Source organism: Phocaeicola paurosaccharolyticus JCM 15092 (assembly GCF_000613805.1).
GTDB classification, from domain to species: domain Bacteria; phylum Bacteroidota; class Bacteroidia; order Bacteroidales; family Bacteroidaceae; genus Phocaeicola; species Phocaeicola paurosaccharolyticus.
Genome location: NZ_BAJR01000003.1, coordinates 1 through 26,493, shown reverse-complemented (window position 1 = coordinate 26,493; position 26,493 = coordinate 1). Strand labels below are relative to the sequence as shown.

Below are 26,493 nucleotides of genomic sequence, written 5' to 3'. Positions count from 1 at the left end.
AATTGTACATATCGCCTTTTCAATTGTGATAATAAACCTAATCAACGTCACCTATTTATTGAAAAAAACGAATATTCTTTACCTTGAACAGCATCATTCATTGCTTTGAGATTCAACTCATCATTTGTTACTCCTGTGCTTCTATTTATCAGATATCCAGTGTCCCAATTCATTGGAAGAATCTTGTTATTTAAGCATGTCTTTACTATATACCAACTATAATAGTTTCGAGAATCAATATGCCTATCGAGCTTCTCTTTGGGTGCTAAGTTCTTTCTATATTCCAAACCCCACTCTCCGATAATTACAGGTATATTGTTTGATGTGAACTTAGAGAGAGATTTCATGGTTTTCTCCATGCCATCCTCTTGTCCGAAATTAGAGACAGTTCCCCCACTCTCGGCAAAGGGTTTTCCCCATTCAGTCTTATACCCTTCATCGGCCATTATAGTAAAATCATAAGGATCGTAATAATGAGACTCAACAAAGCATCTCTCTTTTACGACATCCAAAGGCATTACAAACTTAGATAACGCATAATCTATGCTTGTGACATACGATTGAAGTACTAAATATCTATAGTAATTTTTACCTCCTGTCGCTCTTACCACATTAACGAACAGTTGATTCAGTTGGTTATGCACCTTGAAGCATTCTTCAGGAGGAGTTACATTCCAAACATTATTATCTTCATCATATACTTCATTCATTCCTGCAAATATCAGATGCTCGTCATAATCTCTGAATCGAAGCGCAATCTGTTTCCAATATTCTTCGAATCTCTTATATATTGCAGATGCATATTTATCATTAACATGATTCATCCAGCCACCATCCCAATGGATATTTATCATCACATACAGTCCTTCAGCTATGGCCTCATCAACAGATTTTGCAATTTTATCCAACCACTCTTTCTTAATTTCATAGGTAGTATCATCAGTATACAGCCCTTTAGCCTTTACTGGTTTAACCAATTTATGCGAGAAAGATAAAGGCATCCTCACGATATCAAATCCATCTGCCTTAACAGCCTTAAAGAGAATTGCATTTGGAGTAGGATTTCCCCATGATGATTCATCACCCGCGAGATATCCATTGCCATCTGTATATATTGCCTCATATGTATTACCAATATTAAATCCCATTTTTAATGATTGCGAAAGCTGCATTGCACTCTTATCTTTACTCATCCCTGTGGCATCAGGTTCAATTGCCTCAGCGTACTGAGGCAATTGATTCCTAAATTGTTTTACATTGATGACAACATTTTCAGAGCCACTAGCTGATATCGTTACAGAGGTAGTCCTGTCACCATCACTTTGATTAGGTTCAACAGATACTTTTACATATTGATTACCCTCACCACTTTGATGTGACAATGTGCACCATGAAGCATTACCCTCAACCTTTGCACTCCACGCGCCTGATGATTTTATCTCTATAACCTTAGACCCTGTAAACTGATTAAACTCTAAGTTTTGATACTCCTGATCTACATAGATTTCTACTATATCACTATTCTCGCTGCAAGAGCACAATATATTTAACATTATAAACATTAATAGTGCATTGCCCACTAGATCAGAAATATGCCTGAACTTATATAAAATTGCCATCTTTATCATTTGTTCTTCACAATTCTTAGATTATCAAAATATACTTCATAATTAGGTACAGCTACCTCAGAAGCATTTTTAGAGAAGAATCCCTGTTCTGTTCCTAAAGATTTAACTTGTCCATAGTTTGTTATGCTAGATACAACTAAAGATGAAAGAGGAATCTGACAAGTCATCCATTTACCTACTTCAGTATTTTTTGTTATAATAGATTTTGGTACATATCCTGTAAATTTGTTGTCCCAGTTACCACCGAACAGAACTTCCATAGTTATATTGTACATTGGATATGCAACAAAACATTCAAATCGTAATACCAAATCTGATACAGGAGTATCATCAGATACAGCATTAGTATATACCAAGCCGTTATCTATACTTCCCATCCAGTAATTCCAACCTCCAACATTTTTCTCAACAAAGCCTCCTGCATTTCCAGTTGTAACAAATGGAGCTTTTTGTCCATCACCAGTCACAATAACTTCGCTTGCGCCCCATGATTTGTAACCTATTCCATCATAATTCAATACCACATTTTCTATAGGATAGAATGTTATAGCATCATTATTGGAATCTCCTCCGGCAGCAGTAACTGTAATATGACCTGATTTTGTGGGAGCATTTGGTAAAGTGACATATATTGTATCGCGAGTATCGCTGACTCTCAAATCAGATGCTGATACATCAAATTCACCGTTTATATTTACACTCTTAACTTGAATATAGTTCTTGCCGACAATAAAGAATTCACTTCCTATTATTGGCATATCACTGCTAACCATCTCTATTGTAGGAGGAAGGACGAATGTTGCATAAGGGACTAATGCTCTGCCTGAAGCTGTTATTATGACAAGATTTCCCTTTTTAGCAACTCCACCAGGCAAGGAGAATGTAATTTTCTTATAGTCAGAGCTAACTTCATAACCTGATACCTCAACACCTGTAATCTCTTGATCTATATCCTCAATATTTACCTCCTGATCGGTCATAATAATCTTCTCTATTTCATAGAAATTCGATCCGTTAATTATGATCTCATCGCCTGTATTTACAGGATATTCAATCATTATACCCGAAATCAAAGGAGCAGGTGAAAGTACATGGAAACTAAATGTAGCTACTCCTTTATCGTTTTCAACCTTTATCTCTTTAGGAAGATCTGGGTTTGTACCAGTAAGTTCCAGATCTGCAGGAATAGTAAGGATGATACTATGATCGGTAACATAATTTGGATTAAAATATACATCCTGATTATTTATATATACTTTCCTTGCTGATCCTAAATTATTACCCTCTATTACTATCATCTGACCTGGATTTGTCTTCACGAAGGTACTGTCAACAAGAGAAGGATCAGTAGTCCTTACATTCAATATCTCAGGCAATCCTCCATTTTCATCATCCGAGCAAGATGAGAAGCTAGCTGCACAGAGCACAAGTAAAAGCCCTGTAAATATAAAATTCATATATCTTTTCATAATACTATCATTTATTAAAATTGTATGACTGTGGCTCTTCCTTTAGCCTAGGATTCTGTAGTAAATCCTTTTCCGGATAAGGAAGGAATATGTTATCATTAGTAACTACAACAGGAGTAGTAGGCGCTTGTAAATCTGCATCATTGATTACAATATTTCCGTAATCATCTTTCGTAATCTGATTACAAGTCCATCCTCTCTTCTGATCATTGAAGTATTTAAGCATCTTCTCTGGTTTATATTTATACCAACTAACCATGTCATACCAATTACAATATTCCATTGCAAATTCAACTCTTCTTTCACGTATTATGTCATCAAAGCTTATAGATGATTTCTCAGCTAAACCTGCTCTTTTACGAACTTTATTAAAGAATTTTAATCCGTCACCGGAAGATAGCGTCTCGTTATTTCCCAAAGAAGCCTCAGCATATGTAAGGTATACATCTGCCAATCGCAATATATAAGTATTAAGAGGAGAATTCATAACCTTCACATAACCGTCATTATCATCATCCGGACCTCCAGGAACACCCTTCTTTATAGGACTGCTTGTTCCATCATAAGTATATCCACCATCCTTAATATTTATATAAGAATAGAATGTATTGTTTATAAAATAAGTGGCTTTAAGTCTCTTTGCATCACCTTTCTCATACTGTCTCAACAGATCTATTGTTCCATTAAGACTGCTCCAGCAATTTACTCCACCTGTAACATCAGTACTGAATGCAAGGTCGCTAAGCAATGTGTTGCATACATACCATTCTCCATTAGGAACCCATTGCATGGCAATCATTGATTCCTCATTATTGTTGTATTTATACTTATACAGATTTTCATAATCAATAAGATTAAGTCCGCAATTGTTGCATACATCGGCTGCATATTGAATAGCCTTGTCTAAGTCTTCCTGATTGCGTGTTCCTCCATTATCCCAACCTGAACGAGAAAGATATACTTTAGCCAAAACGCCTTTAGCACCCCAGCTGGATGCTCTTCCTTTATCAGCTACAGCCGGCAGATTCTCAGCGGCATAAGTAAGATCGTTTATTATGAATTGGAAAACATCTGCCTCCTTATGGCGTGGCTGTAATGGGTTCTTAACAACAACATCATTATTATCAAAAAGAATTACAGGGCCCCAAGTACGTAGCAGATAAAAGTAGGCTATTCCTCGCATTAACCTGCACTCAGCTATTGCTTGATTTTTTTCCTGTTCAGTTACACCTGTTGCCTTTTGATTTATTGATTCTATAGTAGCATTAGACATTGTCACAACAGAATAAAAAGCCTGCCAAGCACTTGAAACTTCATTGTCCAATGCTGTAATTGTGAAAAGAGTGTATGCAGGAAGGAACCATTGACCATAACAATCATTTGCACGGCAGCTACCAATAGCAAGTGCTGAACGATTGTAATCAAACCACGCTCTAGTATATAGAGGAGCTGTTGCCGCTTTCAATGCAGAAGCTGATGTATAGAAATCGGCATCTGTATATGCCCCTTTTGGAGTTCTATCCAAAAAGTCATCACTACAAGAACCCAATGTGAGAGTAAAGAGTGACAGTAATAATATATAGCTAATATTTCTTTTCATGTTTTTAAAGATTTAGAATGTTAGATTTGCGCCAAAAGTGAAAATACGCTGAGATGGATATCTTGCATTATCGATATTTCTCAACAATACATTATATGAACCTACTTCAGGATCGTATCCGGAATAGTCTGTAAATGTGTAAAGATTCTGCACATTTGCATAAATGCGTAAATTCTCAATATTGAATTTAGTCAATAAAGATTTAGGGAAAGTATACCCTAAAGAGACATTCTTAATTCTTAAATAAGAGCCATCCTCAACAAATCTATCACTCATTCTATTGTTGTTGTTAGCATCAGTGATATTAATTCTTTGAACAGATGCATCACTGTTCTTTACTCTAACGTTAGTGATATCATCGGCTGCACCATTAGGATCTATAAGCTCTAATACAGCAATACGTGTAGCCTCTTTAAGAAGACCACTATTATTCATAGGGTTAGTGTAGTTCTGACGCAACATATTGTATATTTTATTGCCATATACACCGTTTATGAATATATTCAAGTCAAAATTCTTATAAGTAAATGTATTACTGAAACCAAAAGTGAACTTAGGCTCAGGATTACCAATGAAAGAACGGTCATTCTCATCAATCACTCCATCGTTGTTTTTATCCTCGAACATATAATCACCTACCCATACTTCATTTACACCAATTTTCTTATCCTTTGGCAAAGCTACAGGTATTCTATTACCCTCTTTATCAAGTAAATTATTACCTACGTTGTCTTTCTTATAGAAGTCGGATTCATCTTTGAACATACCAATTACTTTATATCCATATAGTTGTCCTACAGGATTTCCAACTGAAGTATAAGAATATGCCAAGCCTCCAATTTCACCTACAAGAGCAGATGATTCTGTATAAAGTCCTGTGACCTCGTTTCTATTTATTGAGAAGGTCAATCCACTTCTCCACATAAATGAGCCTTTACTAATATTGACAGTATTCAATGTGAGTTCCATACCTTTATTAGTCATAGAACCTGCATTTACCCATGGCGAAGAGATTACTCCGGCAACATATGATGGAAGAGATGCCTGCATCAAAAGGTTACTTATATCTTTATGATAAAAATCAGCAATGAATTCTATTCTATTGTCGAGCAGGTTAAGGTCTAAGCCCAAATTATACGCCTTAGTCTTCTCCCATTTCAAATCTGAGTTGCTATAGTTGCCTGGGTAAAAACCTTGACCAGTTGGTGTTGCCGATGATGACATTGTTACACCATAAGCATAATTCTGCCATATAGATTGGTTACCAACAATGCCCCAGCCTAATCTTAATTTCACGTTATTTATCCACTTTACATCTTTCATAAACTTCTCATTGCTTATTCTCCAAGCAAGGGCAACTGATGGAAATGTAGCCCAACGGTTATTTTCTGAGAAATTTGAAGAACCATCACGACGTAATGTTGCCGTCAACAAGTAACGATTATCATAGTTGTAGTTGAAACGTCCATAATATGACTCTATAGCAGATGAATTTCTAGAGCTACTGTTTTTTGCGGATTTTGCATCGCCAACCTGAAGTTCGTGTACCGAGTTGAAGATAAAACCATCTCTGCTTCCAGAAAGATTTTCGCTATTATTCTCCTGAGACTCATGTCCAGCCATAACTGAGAAACTATGTTTTACTAAAGAGAGATTATAAGTAAGATATGTATTAAAATCAACAAAAGAGCTGTTGCTTGAACTTCTACTACCAGATGATGCTTGAGTAAAATATCCAAGTTTCATCAAAGGAGTATACTGATAATCAGTATAGTAATTAATATTAGTTGATGCCTCAGTCTTTAGCACCAATCCTTTTAATAGATTTATATCAGCATAACCTCTTAACTGTAAGTCTGTTCCCTTGTTATAATTCTCACGTGAAAGTGCGTCAGCTACCGGATTAGAGAAATATGTACCATACATATTTTCTTGCTGTGTTCCCCAGCTACCATCCGAGTTACGTACTGGAACTTCAGGAAGCTGTCTTACAGCTGTCTCAATAACTCCGCCGTTGTCTATAGTATTCACCTGTTTGTGTCTTGCTATATAAGTATTAAGACCTACATTAAGCCACTTTTTTATGCTGGTATCCAAGTTTACACGAAGAGAAAATCTTTCGAACTTGGATCCTAATCCGATACCATCTTGTGTGAGATAGCCAGCCATGACTGCATATCTAGTTTTCTGGCTACCACCAGTTATACTTAACTGATGATTCTGCATTGGAGCCGATCTGAATATCTCCTTCTGCCAGTTTGTACCCTCACCTAAAAGTGAAGGGTCTTTAAATTCCTCTCTTGCACCAAAGCCTATCACTTCTGCTCGAAGATTCTGATATGTAGCATACTCTCTTAGATTTAGAACATCAAGTTCTTTAGGTAATTGCTGTATTGCATAATATCCATCATATGATATTTTTGTATCACCAGCTTTACCTTGTTTTGTTGTAATAAGAATTACACCATTTGCAGCTCTTGTTCCATAGATAGCAGTTGCAGATGCATCCTTAAGAATCTCCATTGTTACAATATCCGAAGGATTGATATTTGATAGTGCACTTGAATTGCCACTAGACTGGCCGGAAATAGGTATTCCATCAATTACATAGAGTGGCTCATTACCATTAAATGAGTTCACACCACGGATGCTAACAGAGATACCACCACCAGGAGCTCCAGAGTTTGAGATAACATTAACACCAGCAGCTCTTCCTTGCAAAGCCTGGTCGAGCGATGTATTGACACTCTTAGCCATATCTTCTGCAGTTACTGATGTTACAGCACCAGTCAGGTCACTTCTTTTCATAGTACCATAACCAACAACCACGACCTCATTAAGTAGTTCGGTGTCCTCTTTCATAGTTACATTCAACACACTACCCTTAACAGCTATCTCTCTTTTTGAGTATCCTATATACGAGAATACCAGGATATCTCCTCTATTAGCATTGATAACATAATGACCTTTTACATCAGTAACAGTACCTTTTGTTGTTCCCTTAATAGTTACTGAAACACCAATAAGTGGCTCATTTTCGGCTGATGATACAATACCTGAAACAACTTCATTATTTGCAGCTTCAGCATCTTGAACAATAACTGGAGATAACATACCTATTATCATGCTATACACCATAGATAGGAATAGATACTCCGCTTAATAATTGTTTTCTTCATTAGTAAATAAATTTTAAAGTTAATTTGGTTTTTAGCGCCTTAATTTTTTCGCTCATGTAAAATTAAATATCCCATATTCCTATTACATTTTTTATGTTTTACATTAAAGGGATGTTTGTATTGCCTCGAGTGAAAATGTTTCTTTTTTAGGGGTCATTTGGTTATAATCCTATTAATGCATAAGCTATTATTCTGATTATATGGTATTTACGCAAAAACACTAAGATTAAACATCCTTGATGAATATTCTGCCAATGTGTAGAAACCAAATATAAAAGATTTGTATATTGCACTTGCTAACTAAATGAACTACTATGAAATGTGCCTTATCATTGCTGATTATTTTTCTGTTCCATCTACCTGCTTCTGGAAATAATAATATCTCTTTCAAACATATATGGACAAACCAAGGATTATTAGGAACTCAAGTAACCTCTATAGTAAAAGATTCACAAGGGTTCATGTGGTTTTCTACATCATGGGGAATAAGCAAATACAATGGATATACTATAAAGAATTATAATCCTAACAGTGCAATTTCAACTCCAAATCTTGACAATTATGTTGGGAAGACTCAGGAAGACAAATATGGTAATCTATGGATGCAATTAAGATACAGATACACATGTTTTGACCCAAGGAGAGAGAAGTTCTATCCTGCACAAGATATTCTTGAGAAAAAGTATAATATACCTATCGACCCTTCATTAATGTTCATCGACAAAGAGAAAAATATATGGTGCTATAGAGATAATATTGGGACTTATTTCTACAATTACAAGACCAAAAAGACAATACTAATTCCTGAAATGAAATTCAGCGATGGCTCAAGGATAGTATGTTTCTCGGAAGATAAAAATAGTGTTATAGGCATTTATGAAAATGGATACTTTCAATGTTTTAATAGAAACAACGGGAAAAGACTCTCATCAAATGATTTCCTTGTCAAACAATTTAACGGAAAAGAGAGCAGGCTTGTTTTCGTTGACTCTGATAATGATTATTGGTTCTACTCTTATATTGATTTGGGAATTTGGGTTTTCCATTCAGATGAAAACAAATGGGAACATTATACTGACAAAACGGACTCTTCTTACAGACTTTCTTGCAATGGAATAAGAGACATAAAAGAGGATGACAAAAAGCAGATATGGATTGCTACAGGATATAATGGCCTTAATATCATAAACAAAAAGAATCACAGCATAAAATATCTTTTCCACAACCCATTTGATGAGAAAACAATATCACAAAATAATATAAGTAGCCTATATTTCGCAGACGATGGTAACATGTGGGTAGGCACTTTCAAACAAGGTGTATCACTATATAATGAAAGCATATTCAAGTTCGATCTTGACAATCTGAATGAATTCAATTACATCAAGAATTTCTCGCCAGATGCTAATATTTTATTCGAAGATTCAAAACATAATATTTGGGTTGGAACAGACAATAACGGGTTAATATATATTGACGGAAAGAATAAAGAGAAAAAGATATATCCACATATTTCAAGTTCTAAATATGCTGCAATTGATGCTATAGTATCTATAACTGAGAGTAAAAACGGTAAGATTTGGATAGGTACATTTCAGAATGGACTCGGCTCATTCGATGGAAAGAAATTTACTCATTACATAAAAGATCAAAAAGATCATAATTCATTAATAAACAACAATGTTTGGGCACTAGCCGAAGATATGAATGGCTATATATGGATAGGGACATTAGGAAACGGATTGCAATGTCTAAACCCAGACAACGATCAATTCTTCTATTATCCAGAAAAAGGTAGTGGATTTGATAACGATTATGTATCGTCTATTTGTGTATCCAAAAACAATATGATATATGCTGCTACAGCAAATGGAATTACTGAATTTTCTCCTATAACAAAGAAATTTCAAAGGATAATATGGAATAAGAAAGGTAATCAAGAGTTATCAAGTATAGTATGCAATCAGATTTTTGAAGATAGCAGAGAACTATTGTGGATAGCTACGCAGAATGGCATAAATGTATATAACAGGAATTCAGATGAGATTTTTGAACCAGTAGAAGAACTTAAAGATAAAATTATCAATGCTGTTATTGAAGATGCCAACAAAAATATATGGATTACTACAAATACAAATATCTGTAATATCATTATAGGCACCGACCCAACAACAGGGAAATACACATTCACCTACCATGAATATTCATCAGATGACTATTTCCCAAAACAGAGGTTTAATGCTCGTTCATTGATAAGTAGATTTGATGGTACAATAGTAGCAGGTGGCCTTCAAGGTCTTAGCTGGTGCAATCCACAGAACATAAAATATAATAGAAATGCGCCAAAGGTTGTATTTACAAATCTTTTCCTCTTCAACAAGGAGGCAAAAATAGACTCTACATACAACGGTAATACTATATTGACAACTCCATTGAACTATGTCAAAGAGTTAAAACTTAATTACAACCAAAACGTTTTTTCAGTATCAGTATCAACGATGACATATGTTCTGCCTGAGAGAATAAAATACCAATATATTCTTGAAGGTTTTAATAATGAATGGATAACTGCCGACGGTAACAAAATTATGTTCACGAACCTATCACCTGGGGAATATACTTAAGGTGAAAGCAATTAATAGCGACGGTTTTGTCAGCCAAGAAGCTACTGAACTTAAAATCGTAATAATTCCTCCTTTCTGGGCTACCAATATTGCATATTGTTTCTACTTCATTATCATCATTATTATTCTATTCATAACATATAAGCAGATATTACGCAATGAACGACAGAAGTTCAAGATAATGAGAATAGAGGAAGATGCTAAGAAAAAACATGAAGTTGACGAAATGAAACTACGTTTCTTTACAAACATAAGCCATGATTTGAGAACGCCACTTACTCTTATTCTATCACCACTGGAATATGTAATAAAGAACTGTTCAGATAGTGATATAAAGGATAAGTTAAGTATAGCACATAGAAATGCCATGCAACTATTGAATCTTGTAAACCAACTTCTTGACTTTAGAAAGAATGAAGAGAAGTGCAACAAGCTAAACTTGTCACAAGGTGATATCATAAACTTTATACATACCGTATGCAATCTTTTCACAGAATATTCAGAGAAGAAAAATATACATATGACTTTCTTTTCTTCTTGTGAAAGCCTGTATATGCTATTTGACGAAGATAAAATGAGCAAAATAATAACAAACCTGTTATCGAATGCTTTTAAGTTTACTCCTGAAAATGGAAGGGTAGATATTTCACTAGAAGTGAAGAGGAAGGACAATATTGAGTTGCTAGAAATAAAAGTCTCGGATACAGGCATTGGTATAAGTGATGATAACAAACAACGTATATTCGAACCATTTTATCAAGTACAACAAAAAGAAAATGAAAAGTATAATGGCAGTGGTATAGGCCTGAATATTGTAAAAGAGTTTGTGATACTTCATAAAGGGACAGTAGAGATAGTTGACAATATTGGCAATGGAACTGTATTTATTATTGACCTTCCTATTATCAGAGACAGAAAGGGAAACAAAATAGAGATGAATAAAGCTGAAGAGAAAATAAGTCAGTACGATGAATTTGAGATCATTGAAGATAAGCAAGGTAATAAAGAAAAAATATTAATTGTTGATGATAATGACGACTTACGTCTTCATGCATGACTTCCTGAAAAAGGATTATATAATTTACGATGCTGCCGATGGAGATAAAGCATGGGAGATGATTCCAAATTTACAGCCCAATATCATCATAAGTGACGTCATGATGCCTGGAATTGATGGTAACAGTCTGTGTAAACTGATAAAAAATGACATCAGAACATCACATATTCCTGTTATATTACTTACAGCACGTTCTACCAAGGAGCAGGAACTTTCCGGATTCGAGAATGGAGCCGACGACTACATCACAAAGCCTTTCGACCTAGACATACTGATTTTGAGAATAAGACGACTCTTAGATCAACAACAGAGCCGGCACAAAAACTTCAGCAAACAGATTGATATTGCTCCAAGTGAAATTACTATTACCTCTCTAGATGAGAAACTGATAAATAAGGCCATAAAGTATATTGAGGATAATATCAATCAGGATGAACTTTCGGTTGAGGAACTAAGTCATGAATTATGTATGAGCCGTACTCAACTATACAAGAAGCTGCTATCAATCACAGGAAAGACTCCAAGTGAGTTTATAAGAATAATCAGACTAAAGCGTGCCGCCCAATTCCTTAAAAAGAGTCAGCAGAATGTATCCGAGATTGCATATATGGTAGGATTTAAAGATCCTAAGCAGTTCAGGAAATATTTCAAGGAGGAATTTGGCATACTCCCTTCTGAATTCCAAAAGGAGAATGGAGTATAATTACTCTATCAACAATTAGAATTTTAGCCATATATTATTGATAAAATACCTATTTTCTAAACTTGTGTCTAAATTCAAAAGAGATAAAATAGATAAAGTAGTATATGTAACATAAATATAAACTTTTGTTACGGAACTATTCCGGCCTTTGATAGCTACGTCCTATTTTTGTAGTGAAACAAATTATTACTACAAATATTGGATTATGAAAAGACACATTTTCTCTCTTCTATTTCTTTTGACACTTTCTACTGCCCAGTCTAAGGCTCAGGAACAGAAAGCGCAAAACCCGATTATATTCGCGGATGTTCCCGATATGTCAATGCTCCGTGACGGAGACACCTACTACATGAGTAGCACAACTATGCACATGAATCCAGGTGTGCCTATTATGAAATCTAAGGATCTCGTAAACTGGGAACTGGTAAGCTATGCATACGACACTCTTGAGCCTCTCGAGACTCTTGACCTGGAGAATGGAAAGAACACTTATGGAAAAGGTACATGGGCTAGCTGCTTACGCAAATATGGCGACACATTCTATCTAACTACATTTGCTCAGACTACAGGTAAGACATATATCTTTACTACAAAGAATATTGAGAAAGAACCTTGGAAAAGAATTGAGTTTAAACCAAGTTTGCACGACCACACATTCATCATTGATAATGGCAAGCCATATCTCATTTATGGAGGTGGCGACTTAAGAATAGTACAGCTTAAAGATGACTTGTCAGGTGTAATCCCTGAGACAGAGAAAATTCTTATAAAAGATGCACACTCACCAGCAACAGATAAAATAATGTTGCCTGCAGAGGGTTCACAGATGTTCAAGATAAATGGTAAATACTACATCTTCAATATCTGTTGGCCAAGAGATGGAATGCGCACAGTTGTTGTTCACCGTTCAGATAACCTTATGGGCCCTTACGAAGGTAAAATGGTTCTTCAGGATAAAGGTGTTGCTCAAGGTGGCCTCATCAGCACTCCAGATAACAAATGGTTTGCTTACCTATTCCAGGATCATGGCGCAGTAGGTAGAATACCATACTTAGTTCCTGTAGAGTGGAAAGACGGATGGCCTGTACTAGGTATAGATGGAAAAGTTCCTATGGAACTTGATCTTCCTGCAAGCAAGGGACTTATACCTGGTATTGTAAATTCTGATGATTTCTCTCGTAAGAAAGGTGAAAATACACTACCTCTTGTATGGCAATGGAACCATAACCCAGACAATTCTCTATGGTCTCTTACTGCAAAAAAAGGACAGCTACGTCTTACTACAGGAAGAGTTGACAAAGTTATAACCCAATCTAAAAACATCCTTACTCAAAGAACTATCGGCCCTGTTTGCAGTGGTGAGACAGTTATTGATGTTCAAAACATGAAAGAGGGTGACTTTGCAGGTCTTACACTTCTACAGAAAAATTATGGATTCGTCGGAGTAAAGGTTACTCAAGAGGGTAAATTCATTGTTATGCACAACGCATCAACAGGTAATGCTGTAGAGGAGGTTTGCATACCACTTAGCAAGAAGAAAGTATACCTTAAAGCATCATGTGACTTTAATAATAAAAAGGATGAGGCTCTATTCTACTATAGCCTAGATGGTAAGAAATGGAATAAGGTTGGTACAGTTCTTAAGATGACATATACAATGCCTCATTTCATGGGATATCGTTTCGGCTTATTCAACTTCGCCACAACAACTGCCGGTGGATATGTGGACTTCGACTATTTCAAAATCTCTGATAAGAACTAAATAATGCGTGAAAAAGTATTATGAGAAACAATAATTATACTTCTATTATTAAATCAGCAGTATTGATGGCAGCGATGAGCTGCTCACCACTGCTTGCTCAAAATCCTATCGTACAGACATGGTATACAACTGATCCGGCACCTATGGTTCATGACGGAACTCTCTATATCTATACAGGTCACGATGAGGATAATGCAGACTTCTTCTGGATGCAGGAGTGGAGAATCTACTCTACAAAAGATATGGTAAACTGGACCGACCATGGATCTACAGTTGCTCTTGAAACTTTCTCATGGGCTGATGACAGAGCATGGGCTGCTCAGTGCGTAGAACGTAACGGCAAATTTTATTTCTATATCTGTGCGCACTCAAAGCTATCTAATGGTATGGCTATAGGTGTTGCCGTGGCTGATTCACCTACAGGGCCATTTAAGGATGCTATTGGTAAGCCTCTTTTTGATGATGGAGAGTGGGCAAATATTGACCCATCTGTATTCATTGATGACGATGGTCAGGCATATATCTGTTGGGGAAATCCTGATCTGCATTTTGCCAAGCTAAACAAGGATATGATATCTATCAATGGTGATGTGAAACATATTGAACAGACTGAAGAATCATTTGGATCACCATCTCCTAAGGAGAGAAAGAAGGATGTGAAATATAAGGATACCTATGTTGAAGGACCTTGGATGAGCAAACACAATGGTAAATATTATATGATTTATGCAGCAGGTGGAATACCTGAACACATAGCCTACTCAATGAGTGACAAACCTGAAGGACCATGGAAATATATGGGTCATGCTATGCCTTTGCAGGATACCAATTCATTTACTAATCATAGTGGTGTAATTGATTTCAAAGGTAATTCATACTTCTTCTACCATACCGGCAAACTGCCTAAAGGAGGTGGATTTGCAAGAAGTGTTGCCGTTGAACAGTTCAAATACAATGCTGATGGCACATTCCCTGAGATAAAAGCTACCGACGAAGGTGTGGCACCTATTGCTACATTCAACCCATACAGACGTGTTGAAGCCGAGACAATAGCATTCTCTAAAGGTGTTAAGTCAGAGCCAAACGAAAAGACAGGTATTTACATTTCAGAAATTCACGATGGCGACTGGATAAAGGTTAGAAACGTAGACTTTGGCAGTCAATCTCCAAAACAGATTGAAGTTGCTATTGCTAGCGCACTTCGTGGAGGAAGACTTGAAATTCATATCGACAGTATCAAGGGAGAGATGATATCAAATATCACTATACCTGGAACCGGAGGATGGGAAAACTGGAAAAATATCAAATCAAACATCTCTAAAGATGTTACCGGTATTCATGACGTTTACTTCGTGCCAAAAGGTAGAAAAGGATGTAAACTTTTCAACTTCGATTGGTGGAAGTTCAGTAAGTAAAAAGATAGCGTTTTTTATATAAAGGTTCGTCTCGCATTACATCTTTATGATGCATGCGAGACGAATTTATTTTTATTGAGCGATGAGTCTGACCTCATATATATGTGGTGTCACTCTGCCAATGTTCTTTTCAATCTTTATCACCATCTCCTCTTTACCTTTCATCGAAGCTGGTATTTCAAACTCACATGATGAAACAGACGGAGTTCCACTTGTTGTGAATGTACCAATCTCTGTGCCATCAATAAGAACCTTACCACTACGTTTGCCGAATGAGTTGAAAAGCACTCTTACTTTATTAACATCTTTTCCGTTGCTTTTCATCTTATAGCTGAACCATCCTTCAGCCTCACGCCAATGTTTACCGTCATCGTTACCAGTCTGCGATTTATCCATCTGAATAAAATGATCACTTTCAGGTTGCTGCTCTCCACAAGTCACCTTATCGGAAGTAATCTTGTCAATAGCTGCCCTTTCACTCTCCTCTTTTTCCAACTGTCCCTGCTTAGCGTTAAGCTCCTGTTGTGACCATACAGGCCAGTACACCATATATCTGCATTCATACAGTCTATAGAATGGTTCGAGCGTCATACCATCATACTTCTTTGGATAAACTCCAGAGAGAGTGAAAGTCAATGGTTTTCCCTCAACTTTTTTGATATGAGATACGATGTCATCCTTATCACCAATTATCACTGGCATATCCTGAAGTGGAAGACGGGGCCCTGCTGCAATATGTCCACCACGGCTGTCATCAGCAAAAAGCCCATCCTGATTCTGCTTTCCAAGTTGAGAAGCTAAAACTATAGGACCATATAGCAGAGAATAGTTTGAAGAATTATCCGGCAGCACCTCGGCATGCAGAGACATAGGTAAAGATAGTTTCACCTTATCACCTTTCTCCCATGTACGTTGTATTGAAACGTATCCATCCTTAACTGTTGCATTTTGTGGTTTATCATTAACCATCAGGATCAATTCACCTTGCTTAGCCCACCCTGGTACACGCACTAAAAGTTCAAAGTTCTTCTTCCCCTTCTTTGGAGTAACAATGATATTAGTTCCCTCCTCATTTGGGAAATCTGTCTTCTGCTCAATATTTACATTATCCCAATTAAGTGTTGAAGGAATAAATAGGTTTACATAAAGTTGGTTACCCTTATGAGCATATATCATCTCACCATATTTTGCATGGTTCTCCATACCGGAACCTACACAGCACCAGAAACTTGTCTGAGGTTGAGAATATACCTGTAGTGTCCTGAACGCATCGGGGTGAAATATACAAATCCACCTTGAACAGGATCCTGAGTAGATAGGATATGATTGTATAGAGCACGTTCATAATAGTCCATATAATGAGAATCAAGAGAAGTCTGATAGAGCAACTTTGTGAGTCGCAACATATTGTATGTGTTGCAAGTCTCAGGTCCTTGTTCACTGGTAAGCATACTGCTAAAATCATTAACAGGATGGAAATGCTCTCTTTCACTATTTCCACCGATAGAAATTGAACGATTATTAACTACAGTTTTCCAGAAAAACTCTGCTGCTCCATCCCACTCTTTATTGCCCTCAAGATCTGCAATTCGCTTATATCCTATCACTTTAGGTATCTGGGTATTGGCATGCATGCCGGTAAGCTTATCCTCTTTATTAAGTAAAGGTTGAAGAACCAGTTGATGTGAGAATTTATGAGCAAGTTTAAGATATTTATTATCCTTTGTTATGTCAGCAACATCAGCAAAAACCTCATTCAGACCACCATGTTCACTGCGAAGCATATCCTGCATCTGTTCATCACTAAGATTGGCAACAAGCCTCATCATCCAGTCTGTGAGTTTAACCAACATCTCTTTAGCGTCACTATTTCCAGTCTGAAGGTAAGCATCACGCAATCCCGCAAAAGTTTTATGTATATTATAGAGAGGAACCCAACGATTATTTAGGCCGAAACCTGAAGCATTTATCTTACCCTCTTCAATCTCTTTCCACATCTTACGTCCATCGGGAACCCCTGAGAGGTATCCGTCACCGGCACTGTCCTGACAACGTTTCATCTCACTTATCATATAGTCAAGACGCTTCTTAATCTCCTTGTTGCCTGTTGCGGCATACATATATGAGAGAGCAGAGAGGTAGTGTCCCCCAATATGTCCGTCAAGTCCGGTATTCTCCCAATTTGTATAGTTCTCTGCTTTTGGTGTCAGACCTGCCCCTTTGAGATATGGAGCGAGTAAGCGATCGGGATCTAGTCCTAAAAGATAGCGTATATCCATATCTTCTGCATGTTTGAAAGGCCCTGAGATTACTCGTACATCACTTACAGGAAAAGTCTCTGCTTTGACCGGCAGTTGTGCATCTGTAACATTAGGAATTAATGCTACAGCAGAAACTGCCAAAATGGTTTTTAATAGATTCATAAATGTCTTTCTTAGTAATATTTTGACTTCAACAAAGATAAGAAATTCTATCTGTACTAGCACATTAAACCTACAAATACAATGCTCATCGTCACTAAAAATCAGACGTTTGTCACTTAAATTTTACCGTGAAATAGCACTGATGTACTTTTGAAATAAAAAAATGAAAAAAAATTGTATAATCATTGCATTCTTAATAGCAATAAGTGAGTTATCTTCTGCACAAATCATGCAGGATACTATAATTAGACATGAGATGCTAAATGAAGTTGTAGTGACAGCAAAGATTCCAGCTGTAGAGGTATCTCCGGGTAAGATGAGTTATATGATTGATGCCACAATAACTCAGAGAAGTGGTACAATTTACGACATGCTCTCCTCATTACCTGGGATAGCGATAAGTAATGAGGGAGACATTACACTATATGGCAAAGGAGGAGCAACATTATTGGTAGATGGCAAACCCACATATCTATCAGGAAAAGATTTGGTAAGCATGCTAAAATCTATGCCTGCAAGCAACAGTGACAAGGTGGATCTAGTAAGTCAGCCTTCATCTAAATATGATGCTGCCGGAAATGTTGGTTTGATAGATATACGTACAAGAAAAATAAAATTGAGAGGATATAATGCTAATATATATGCCAACGGAAATCCGGGAGAAAACAACAGTGGCTATATAGGAACATCAATGAATGTCAGAAATGATAAGATAAACATCTTCTCAAACTACTCTTATTACCACGGAATAAATATTATTGATATGGTTATTAACAGACCATACAATGGGTATAACGGAGACATGGAAGAGTTTTCGTACAGAAAGAGGGTACAAAACTCTCACTTCTTAAGGCTAGGGTTCGACTATGACATAACCGAGAAGACTATGTGGGGACTATCCTTGAAAGGTAACTATGCCAACCAGAATGAGAGGTCAAAGATGACAGATATAATAGATGGCAGTGATTACATTAATCATACATCAAGCTTCCTGCACTATGTAAATCAAGATCTCTATGCAACAACATATCTTAATCATAAGTTTAATGGTGAAGACAGAGAGATAAGTGGTTCAGCTGATTACTATATTTACGATACAAGTAGAAGACAAGACATTAGTAACGAAATGTCGGATCCCTTGCATGGGAATATGAACGGAACAGTAAATGTATACTCCGCAAAGGCTGATTTAAAATATAGAATAAAAGAGAACTGGGTAATATCTTCAGGAGTAAAGAGTGCCATTGTAAACCTGAACAACAATGCCGGATATATGCGACCATACGATAATATATGGAAATATGATGGCTCATTGGGCTCTCGTTTTGAATACGATGAAAATATTAATGCTCTCTATTTTCAGAGTGAGCATAACATAAAGAGCTTTCAACTAGCTCTTGGAGTAAGATTGGAGGATACACATGTTAAAGGTAAACTTAGCGGTAACACAGTACAACCAGACTCATCATTCACTACATCTTATCTAAGCCTATTTCCCAATTTAGGAATGCAGTATAACTTTAAAAACGGTAACTCCATCCAGTTAACATATAGTCGGCGTATAAACCGTCCCAACTATGGTGATCTTAACCCATTTACATATAGATTTAATGATTTCACAGCCGATTCTGGAAACACCAAGTTGAAGCAATCATACGCAAATAATATTGAGTTATCGTTTGTACACAATAATAACTGGCAGATAGTAGCTTTCTTCTCGCATACAGCTGATGCTATCATAAAGACATATCAGATAGATGATGACGGACGTCTTTTGGCAATACCAGACAATATGGCAAACTATACCCAAACAGGAATTAGGGCTCATATTATGTCATTATCACCTGTAAAATGGTGGAATTCCAATATTACTTTCATTGGACAATACAACTATTTCAAGTGGAGAGAGGTTAATGAAGAGAAAGAAAACAGCAGATTTACCCCTATTATAAGTTTTATGAACCAATTTACCATTTCACCGACTTGGTCAGCTGAGGTAAATATTAATTACGGAGGTAAGGTTGCAGCAGCGCAGGTAACTATGAACGCAAAAAATGAGATAAATCTAGGTATACAGAAAAAGATTTTTAATGGAATGGGCACAATCTCTCTTTTTGCCAAAGATATATTAAATGGAAAGAAAGAAACTGCAAAAGCAAATCTATACTACGGACCGGTATCTTCTCGTTCAGACTATAAAGAGCGTATGGTAGGTATCTCATTATCACTACGTTTCAAGAAAGGGACAAAAGCTGAAGAAAAGAGTAATAAAAATGAGATAGAAGAAATGAAAAGAGTAAATTTGTAATAGATGCATTGATATCTATAGCTTTAAAACATTATACTTATGAAAAGAAAAGCATATAATATACTACTAATATCATCAACATATGCAATAGTTCTATTTGCAATGATACGCCTTATTAACGATAGCTTAATAGACGCATTCTATTGGAGCTCAAGTAATATGAGGTTTGCTTATACTGATATCATTACCGTTCTTTTTTGCTCATATGTATTATTTATATTCCTTTTCAGATGGATGAACTTCTGCCATAGAAAAAAAGGTACTCTGCTTAAGGAGTACACTGTAGTTTCTATAATGGTTACCCTATCAGTTTTTGTAGATATGGCAATAACACATACTATATGCAGTTACACTTTTAACTGGCGTGACCTGCCTATTGCAATAATAACCAGCAACCTTCTATCCTCACTATTTTATAGTTACTTCAGAAATCAGACAATAAGAAGGGAGAGCGAGATTAAGAGTATGCAACTTCAACAGATTAAGAATGACCAACTTCAGACAGAGCTGAAACTTCTGAAAGCTCAATACCACCCACATTTCCTATTTAACGTTCTAAATACTATATATTTTCAGATTGACGATAATAATGAGACCCCACGGCACACTATCGATTTACTATCCAACATTCTTCGCTATCAACTATATAACGACGGCGAAAAGGTAAAGGTAGGCAATGAGATCTATTACCTTAAACGATATATAGAACTTTGTAAGTTACGATCTAAAGAGTGCCTTAAGCTGAATGTCAACTTTGACGATAGACTTATGGATGAGAATATTTACCCGATGATGTTTACACCTTTAGTAGAAAATGCATTCAAATATGTAGGTGGCGACTATATCATTGATATTAAAATGGAACTTACGGCAGATAATTTTATATACTTTGAGGTGGCAAACAGCATACCGGAACAAGAACTACCAAAGAAAAAAAATGCATCCGGCATAGGCCTGGAAAATCTAAAGAGAAGATTAGCATTGCTATATCCTGACAAACATCTGTTTGAAATAGTAAAAGAGGAGGGACGTTTCATTGCTAAGCTAAAAATAGGGTTCTAATTTATAACTTAATAATACGATAGATAATGAAGATAAAATGTGTAATAACCGACGATGAGCCTATGGCTAGGAAAGGGTTGCAGAGCTATGTTGAAAAGGTAGATTTTCTCTCTCTTGAAGCTGTATTTGAGGATGCCATGCAACTCAACACATACCTTCAAACTTCTCGTCCCGATCTCATCTTTCTGGACATTGAGATGCCATATCTTTCAGGGCTAGATATTCTGAGCACAATCGAGAATCCTCCATATGTAATTATCACTACTGCATACGAGAAGTATGCCTTGAAAGGATATGAACTTAACGTTGCAGACTATCTTCTGAAACCTATATCATTCGATCGTTTTCTGAAAGCAGTAAACAAGATATATAGTATGATGCAGACAAAAGAAGAGACTCCTGATTTCATTTTTGTTCGCTCTGATAGACAGATGTATAAGATCTTCTTTAAAGATATACTTTACGTTAAGAGTATGGAGAACTATATATGCCTATATACAGAAAAAGAAAAGCTTGTGATAAGAAACACAATGAAACATATGATAGACTCACTACCTTCATCAATGTTCCTGCAGATTCATAAGTCATATCTGATAAATATCGAAAAGATAGATATGATAAATGGCAATCAGATAATCATTGGCGATGAAGCTATAACCATTGCCCGAAACTTCCGCGATGAGGTGTTTGATAAGATAATGAAAAACGCTCTGTAGGTGTTCTCATTTATTTTCTCTCTAGATAAAAACTTTTTTTAGTCATATAATATTGTTCGTTCCACACTGTAGTCTATTCACTCCACACTGTGGAACGTATAATCTACAGTGTGGAGTGAATAGTCCACAAGTGAAGTCTATAAGGCGTTTGTAAGCCTCTGCCGCCTCCATAGGTGGCACGTTCTCACGCTGTAAGTTCTCGGAGATTGAAAGGTCATACGCCTGTTCCTCTGTTACTTCCCGAATGATGCACGGGATTTCGGCAAGTTTCAGCATACGGCAAGCCCTAAAGCGGCGTTCCCCGCAAATGATTTCGTAATGTTCGCCTTTTTCGCCTTTGCGCCGTACCGTAATGGGCTGTATCAGTCCATGAACGGAGATACTTTGTGCCAACTCTTTGAGTGCATCGGCATCAAAGGTTTTTCGGGCGTTGTAATTGCTCGGCTCTATCAAGTCCGATGCAATATTCACGGCTTTGCGCTGTCCGTTGTCGGGTTGGCGTACCACTACTGCGGTTACTACTTCGTTTGCTTTCCCTGCTACTGCTACTGCTGTGCCGTTGTTCTTAATTGCTGTCATAATGTTGTTATTTAAAAGGTTAAACCTATTATCAGTGTTATAATAATTGCCAAAACGAGCAAGGAAACAAGACAGGACAAAACGCCTTTAATGATTGCCCACGCTAAATAAATCCCTGCGACAACCGCCACGAACGACCAACCCCAAAGGGCAAAACCCGCCACCGCAAAAGCTATTTTCAAAACCCAACCTATGCTGATTGGAAGGTTTGAGAATCGTTGTTTCCTGTTTTTTTCTGCTGTTCGCATCATAATTCTGACTTTTTTTTTAAACGCTATGCCGTATCGGAGCCGGTTATGAGTGATCGAGTTTCAGGGGCAGAGAAAGGTAGTGTTTAGCCGAAGAAAGTTTTTCGGGAACAAATACACTCGCCGGAACGGAAAGAGGAAGATTTTTCACGAAACCGGAGGCTCGAACTTGCTTCGGCGTGAAGAGCACGGAAATACTTTCGCGCATGAAATCGAACACTTCATCGGCGTAATCAGCATTCCGCTAAAGAGGAAGAAGTTATAAGATATGGGCAGTAGAAAAAATCCCCCTTTACTCCCGGATAGTCTGACAGGGAGTACAAAAAAGCGGCATATTTAAATGCCGCATTATTTCAATATTATCAGCTTTCCTTTTTACTCTTTCGCGCTAAATGATTACTTTTAACCCGTTGGCGGAATTAAATTAGCGCATATTTAATCCTTCCAATAGGTCTATTGTTCATTTTGTTGATGTATTGCAAAATCGTAAGAGCGCTAATCTTACTGATTATCCTAGTAAAAATCCCATTGACGTCTTTGGCATAATTCCTTATTATCATGAACTGGTCACACATCTGCGAAAAGAGTGTTTCAATTCTTTTCCTTGCTTTAGCAAAAGGAATAAATGTTGGCTTCCAATTCTTTTGATTGAGTCTGTAAGGTACTTCCAGTTTAATGTTAGCACTTTCAAATAAATCCAATTGTACCTCAGTTCCAATATATCCTTTATCACCAAACAGGCTACAATCCTGATATTCATACTTTACATCCTGAAGATAATGAATGTCATGAACGTTTGCCTTTGTCAAATCAAAGGAGTGTATCACACCGTTTAATCCACAGACTGCGTGTAGTTTGTAGCCATAGTAATAAAGTTTTTGTGAAGCGCAATATCCAAATGCAGGTGAACGTTCATAGTCATCTTTGCCAACTTTGCAGCGTTTAGCTCTGGCAATACGACAAACCTCTATTGGCTTTGAATCTATACAGAAGAATTCTTCCCCACCATCAATTTCAGTCACAATTCTTTCGCGTATCTCTTTACAGAGATTGGCTGTGAGTTTCCTACGATCATTAAATTGTCTTCTTGAAATTAGATGTGGCAGCTCATTGGAGTATTCTCCTAGTTTGGAAAATAAGTAGTTTTCACTATCCAAACCAATAGACTCCATCGTAAGGCTAAGAGAAACTACTTCTAAATCAGAAAAACGAGGAACAACTCCGGGGCGAGGTATGTTACCGTGTTCGGTTACAAGATTATCAGAAAACTCCTTGCAAATGTGGAGAAATTTTGCGAATATTGCATATAAGTTGTGCATAGAGTGATGACATATTAAAAGTTTGCTCACTTCTAATATACTAAATATCACGAATATGTACAACTTATTTTAAAACATCTTATTAGATAATTAATTCCGCCAACGGGTAGGGAATAGTTTTTTAGGATAGTTTTTATGGAAGAAAGAATTGATAGGGCTGTTGAATTGTTTAAAAGCGGATACAACTGTTCGCAGTCTGTTGTAACAGCTTTTGCTGACTTATATGATTTGACAGAAGAGCAAGCATTGCGAATTTCAGCTTCTTTTGGTGCTGGAATTGGGCGTATGCGTGAAACATGCGGTGCAGCCTGCGGAATGTTTATACTGGCGGGTTTGCAAACGGGAAGTGTAGTCCCCGATGCAAAAGCGAAAGGAGCCAATTATAAACTAGTGCAGGACCTGGCGCAAGTTTTTGTAGCGAGAAATGGCTCCTTGAATTGTGGTGAATTATTGGGCCTGAAGAAAAATCACCCCATATCTTCAATGCCTGAAGAACGTACTGCAACGTATTATAAAAAAAGACCTTGTGTCAAAATGGTTGAGGAGGCAGCTCGTATTTGGGTGGAATATTTAGAAGAACAAAAATTAATTGATCATGCTTGATCTTACGGTTTTGATTGATAATAATGCAGCCTTTCTTGATAAAGAATTGCTGACGGAACATGGACTGTCTTTTTATTTTAAAGTTGACGGTTTAGCCTGTTTATATGATTTGGGGGCTTCTGACAAATGGCTCAATAATGCTAATAAATTGGGTATTCATGCCGAAGAGGTTGATCACCTGATTTTATCTCACGGACATAAAGATCATACTGGTGGATTAAGCACTTTCTTGCAAGTAAATAAATCTGCAAAGATTTTTGTCTCTGATAAGGCCTTTAAGTATAAGTATCTGACTTACAGGCATGAGAAGCCCAGAGATATTAGCTCGGACAGTTCTTTATTTGCAAAATATGCCGATCGCTTTGTACTGCTAACAGAAGATTGTCTTTTGTCGCCCCAAGTTTATTTAATACATAATCGTGTTTTTGAACATCGCTTGCCTGTTGGCAATCAATTCCTGAGAATTGTAGCCGATGGACAGGAAAAGCCTTATATACCTAATGATGAAGTAGCTTTAGTTATCCGTATAGATGATGGTATCGTAATACTTTCTGCATGTTCGCACAGCGGGGTGCTGAATATTATTCAGTCAAGTATTGAAATAACCGGTTGTTCTAAGGTTCTGGCATTTGTTGGCGGTACTCATTTAGTAGATACTGATATGGAGGAGAAAGATGATGTTGCATCCATCGCACGTGTCTTGGCGGATAAATATCCCGAAATGTGCCTTTATACAGGTCATTGCACCGGAAGTGCTGCTGTTGATGTTTTTTCAGAGGTCTTGCAGAACCGTTTTGCTTTGTTTCACAGCGGAATGCAGTTGAAGTTTTAAGTAATTGATAACTGCTTAATGGCTATATATAAATAAAATCTATTTAGTGATAGATTTTATCTGTTTGACAACCAACCTTTTAAGCGTAGATTTGTTTCGATTTTATAACCAACTAATAATAAACAAATAAATGATGGAAGAAATGAATGTCATGCCAAGAATTGGCGAACAAGCTCCCTCTTTTGAGGCAGTAACTACACAGGGTAAAATTAATTTCCCAGTAGATTATAGAGGTAAATGGGTCATTTTGTTTAGTCATCCGGCGGATTTTACACCGGTTTGTACCACAGAATTTATGACTTTTGGTAAAATGGCAGCTGAGTATGAAGCTTTGAATTGCCAGCTTGTGGGTTTATCTATTGATGGTTTATATAGCCACATTGCATGGCTAAGAACAATCAAAGATAAAATAGATTACAAGGGAATGAAAGATATTGAAATTAAATTTCCTTTGATTGAAGATGTTTCCATGCATGTGGCTAAACTATATGGAATGGTTCAGCCGGGCGAAAGTGAAACGCAAGCCGTACGGGCTGTTTTCTTTATTGACCCTAAAGGAATTATTAGAACTATTTTGTACTATCCGCTTTCATTGGGTCGTAACTTTGATGAGATAAAGCGTGTATTGATGGGATTGCAAACAGCAGACAACTTTGGAGTAGCGTTGCCGGCCGACTGGCGTCCGGGCGATGACGTGATTGTACCTACTGCCGGTTCTTGTGGTGTTGCCAAAGAGAGGATGGATAACAAAACCGGTGAGTTGACTTGTTATGACTGGTTCTTCTGTACTCGTAAACTTTCTAAAGAAGAGGTTGAAAGTAAATTAGGCAAGTAGTCTTTAGTTAGTGATTTTCAGTTGAAGTACTGATAGATGCTGTCTATGGCCAGATAGAAATTTTGAGTTGGTAACTACCTTTTGAAGCTCTATCTTTGTAGTACAGAAAAGAAATAAAAACAGTATAACAA

At 36.8% G+C, this 26,493-nt stretch carries 16 protein-coding genes and 3 pseudogenes; 11 read left to right on the top strand and 8 right to left on the bottom strand.

Going from position 1 to position 26,493, the window contains the following annotated elements:
* Nucleotides 1-47: 47 nt before the first annotated feature.
* The 4 genes from JCM15092_RS02590 to JCM15092_RS02575 all read right to left on the bottom strand — a co-directional run bounded on the left by JCM15092_RS02590 (nucleotide 48) and on the right by JCM15092_RS02575 (nucleotide 7,823).
* On the bottom strand, nucleotides 48-1,553 hold the full coding sequence (locus JCM15092_RS02590) for a cellulase family glycosylhydrolase (RefSeq protein WP_204367502.1): 1,506 nt from the start codon (nucleotides 1,551-1,553) through the stop codon (nucleotides 48-50).
* Nucleotides 1,554-1,624: 71 nt separating this feature from the next.
* Nucleotides 1,625-3,097, bottom strand: a complete 1,473-nt coding sequence (locus JCM15092_RS02585) for a glycan-binding surface protein (RefSeq protein WP_024993286.1) — start codon at nucleotides 3,095-3,097, stop codon at nucleotides 1,625-1,627.
* A gap of 7 nt (nucleotides 3,098-3,104) precedes the next feature.
* Complete coding sequence (locus JCM15092_RS02580) at nucleotides 3,105-4,697, bottom strand: RagB/SusD family nutrient uptake outer membrane protein (RefSeq protein ID WP_024993285.1); 1,593 nt, start codon at nucleotides 4,695-4,697, stop codon at nucleotides 3,105-3,107.
* Nucleotides 4,698-4,709: 12 nt separating this feature from the next.
* Nucleotides 4,710-7,823 (bottom strand): SusC/RagA family TonB-linked outer membrane protein, encoded by a 3,114-nt coding sequence (locus JCM15092_RS02575; RefSeq protein ID WP_024993284.1) that lies wholly within the window; start codon nucleotides 7,821-7,823, stop codon nucleotides 4,710-4,712.
* A gap of 367 nt (nucleotides 7,824-8,190) precedes the next feature.
* Here JCM15092_RS02575 and JCM15092_RS16455 point away from each other — a divergent pair, with 367 nt between their 5' ends.
* The 5 genes and pseudogenes from JCM15092_RS16455 (at nucleotide 8,191) to JCM15092_RS02560 (ending at nucleotide 15,437) form a co-directional block, all read left to right on the top strand.
* Nucleotides 8,191-10,500 carry a ligand-binding sensor domain-containing protein gene (locus JCM15092_RS16455; protein ID WP_051532461.1) on the top strand — a complete coding sequence of 770 codons (2,310 nt, stop codon included), beginning with the start codon at nucleotides 8,191-8,193 and terminating at the stop codon, nucleotides 10,498-10,500.
* 181 nt (nucleotides 10,501-10,681) lie between these two features.
* Nucleotides 10,682-11,392 (top strand): annotated as a pseudogene (locus JCM15092_RS16450) (sensor histidine kinase); the annotation flags it as partial.
* A gap of 120 nt (nucleotides 11,393-11,512) precedes the next feature.
* Nucleotides 11,513-12,260: pseudogene (locus tag JCM15092_RS16445) on the top strand (response regulator); the annotation flags it as partial.
* A gap of 205 nt (nucleotides 12,261-12,465) precedes the next feature.
* A complete protein-coding gene (locus JCM15092_RS02565; RefSeq protein WP_024993283.1) occupies nucleotides 12,466-14,022 on the top strand; it encodes a glycoside hydrolase family 43 protein in 1,557 nt (518 codons plus the stop codon).
* 65 nt (nucleotides 14,023-14,087) lie between these two features.
* Nucleotides 14,088-15,437 (top strand): glycoside hydrolase family 43 protein, encoded by a 1,350-nt coding sequence (locus JCM15092_RS02560; RefSeq protein WP_051532467.1) that lies wholly within the window; start codon nucleotides 14,088-14,090, stop codon nucleotides 15,435-15,437.
* Between the two features lie 72 nt (nucleotides 15,438-15,509).
* Here JCM15092_RS02560 and JCM15092_RS14695 read toward each other — a convergent pair.
* A pseudogene (locus JCM15092_RS14695) lies at nucleotides 15,510-17,860 on the bottom strand (beta-L-arabinofuranosidase domain-containing protein).
* A gap of 163 nt (nucleotides 17,861-18,023) precedes the next feature.
* Here JCM15092_RS14695 and JCM15092_RS02550 point away from each other — a divergent pair.
* From JCM15092_RS02550 to JCM15092_RS02540, 3 genes are read left to right on the top strand one after another with little or no spacing between them, the layout of a single operon-like run.
* On the top strand, nucleotides 18,024-20,168 hold the full coding sequence (locus JCM15092_RS02550; RefSeq protein WP_024993281.1) for an outer membrane beta-barrel family protein: 2,145 nt from the start codon (nucleotides 18,024-18,026) through the stop codon (nucleotides 20,166-20,168).
* A gap of 39 nt (nucleotides 20,169-20,207) precedes the next feature.
* On the top strand, nucleotides 20,208-21,230 hold the full coding sequence (locus JCM15092_RS02545; protein ID WP_024993280.1) for a sensor histidine kinase: 1,023 nt from the start codon (nucleotides 20,208-20,210) through the stop codon (nucleotides 21,228-21,230).
* 26 nt (nucleotides 21,231-21,256) lie between these two features.
* A complete protein-coding gene (locus tag JCM15092_RS02540) occupies nucleotides 21,257-21,946 on the top strand; it encodes a LytR/AlgR family response regulator transcription factor (RefSeq protein WP_024993279.1) in 690 nt (229 codons plus the stop codon).
* Nucleotides 21,947-21,988: 42 nt separating this feature from the next.
* Here the strand turns inward: JCM15092_RS02540 and JCM15092_RS14690 are convergent, their stop codons facing one another.
* From JCM15092_RS14690 to JCM15092_RS02525, 3 genes are all read right to left on the bottom strand, one after another.
* Entirely contained in the window at nucleotides 21,989-22,525 is a 537-nt protein-coding gene (locus tag JCM15092_RS14690) for a ParB/RepB/Spo0J family partition protein (RefSeq protein WP_024993278.1), read from the bottom strand.
* Nucleotides 22,526-22,536: 11 nt separating this feature from the next.
* A complete protein-coding gene (locus tag JCM15092_RS02530; protein WP_034541459.1) occupies nucleotides 22,537-22,776 on the bottom strand; it encodes a hypothetical protein in 240 nt (79 codons plus the stop codon).
* A 416-nt stretch (nucleotides 22,777-23,192) separates the two neighbouring features.
* On the bottom strand, nucleotides 23,193-24,155 hold the full coding sequence (locus JCM15092_RS02525; RefSeq protein ID WP_439645892.1) for an IS982 family transposase: 963 nt from the start codon (nucleotides 24,153-24,155) through the stop codon (nucleotides 23,193-23,195).
* A 72-nt stretch (nucleotides 24,156-24,227) separates the two neighbouring features.
* On the opposite strand from JCM15092_RS02525, the gene JCM15092_RS02520 reads away from it, so the two are divergent.
* From JCM15092_RS02520 to JCM15092_RS02510, 3 genes are all read left to right on the top strand, one after another.
* Complete coding sequence (locus tag JCM15092_RS02520) at nucleotides 24,228-24,695, top strand: C-GCAxxG-C-C family protein (RefSeq protein ID WP_002562090.1); 468 nt, start codon at nucleotides 24,228-24,230, stop codon at nucleotides 24,693-24,695.
* Complete coding sequence (locus JCM15092_RS02515) at nucleotides 24,688-25,527, top strand: MBL fold metallo-hydrolase (protein WP_024993275.1); 840 nt, start codon at nucleotides 24,688-24,690, stop codon at nucleotides 25,525-25,527. The genes JCM15092_RS02520 and JCM15092_RS02515 overlap by 8 nt, the downstream gene beginning before the upstream one ends.
* Before the next feature lie 130 nt (nucleotides 25,528-25,657).
* A complete protein-coding gene (locus tag JCM15092_RS02510) occupies nucleotides 25,658-26,362 on the top strand; it encodes a peroxiredoxin (RefSeq protein ID WP_034541458.1) in 705 nt (234 codons plus the stop codon).
* Nucleotides 26,363-26,493: the final 131 nt, after the last annotated feature.

Excerpts from the sequence above, each read along its gene's own strand:
- JCM15092_RS02590 (WP_204367502.1), bottom strand. The coding sequence starts at position 1,553 with ATGTTAAATATATTGTGCTCTTGCAGCGAGAATAGTGATATAGTAGAA.
- JCM15092_RS02545 (WP_024993280.1), top strand. The coding sequence starts at position 20,208 with ATGAAAAGAAAAGCATATAATATACTACTAATATCATCAACATATGCA.
- JCM15092_RS02580 (WP_024993285.1), bottom strand. The coding sequence starts at position 4,697 with ATGAAAAGAAATATTAGCTATATATTATTACTGTCACTCTTTACTCTC.
- JCM15092_RS02520 (WP_002562090.1), top strand. The coding sequence starts at position 24,228 with ATGGAAGAAAGAATTGATAGGGCTGTTGAATTGTTTAAAAGCGGATAC.
- JCM15092_RS14690 (WP_024993278.1), bottom strand. The coding sequence starts at position 22,525 with ATGACAGCAATTAAGAACAACGGCACAGCAGTAGCAGTAGCAGGGAAA.
- JCM15092_RS02530 (WP_034541459.1), bottom strand. The coding sequence starts at position 22,776 with ATGATGCGAACAGCAGAAAAAAACAGGAAACAACGATTCTCAAACCTT.
- JCM15092_RS02585 (WP_024993286.1), bottom strand. The coding sequence starts at position 3,097 with ATGAAAAGATATATGAATTTTATATTTACAGGGCTTTTACTTGTGCTC.
- JCM15092_RS02540 (WP_024993279.1), top strand. The coding sequence starts at position 21,257 with ATGAAGATAAAATGTGTAATAACCGACGATGAGCCTATGGCTAGGAAA.
- JCM15092_RS16455 (WP_051532461.1), top strand. The coding sequence starts at position 8,191 with ATGAAATGTGCCTTATCATTGCTGATTATTTTTCTGTTCCATCTACCT.
- JCM15092_RS02565 (WP_024993283.1), top strand. The coding sequence starts at position 12,466 with ATGAAAAGACACATTTTCTCTCTTCTATTTCTTTTGACACTTTCTACT.
- JCM15092_RS02510 (WP_034541458.1), top strand. The coding sequence starts at position 25,658 with ATGATGGAAGAAATGAATGTCATGCCAAGAATTGGCGAACAAGCTCCC.
- JCM15092_RS02560 (WP_051532467.1), top strand. The coding sequence starts at position 14,088 with ATGGCAGCGATGAGCTGCTCACCACTGCTTGCTCAAAATCCTATCGTA.
- JCM15092_RS02550 (WP_024993281.1), top strand. The coding sequence starts at position 18,024 with ATGAAAAAAAATTGTATAATCATTGCATTCTTAATAGCAATAAGTGAG.
- JCM15092_RS02515 (WP_024993275.1), top strand. The coding sequence starts at position 24,688 with ATGCTTGATCTTACGGTTTTGATTGATAATAATGCAGCCTTTCTTGAT.
- JCM15092_RS02575 (WP_024993284.1), bottom strand. The coding sequence starts at position 7,823 with ATGATAATAGGTATGTTATCTCCAGTTATTGTTCAAGATGCTGAAGCT.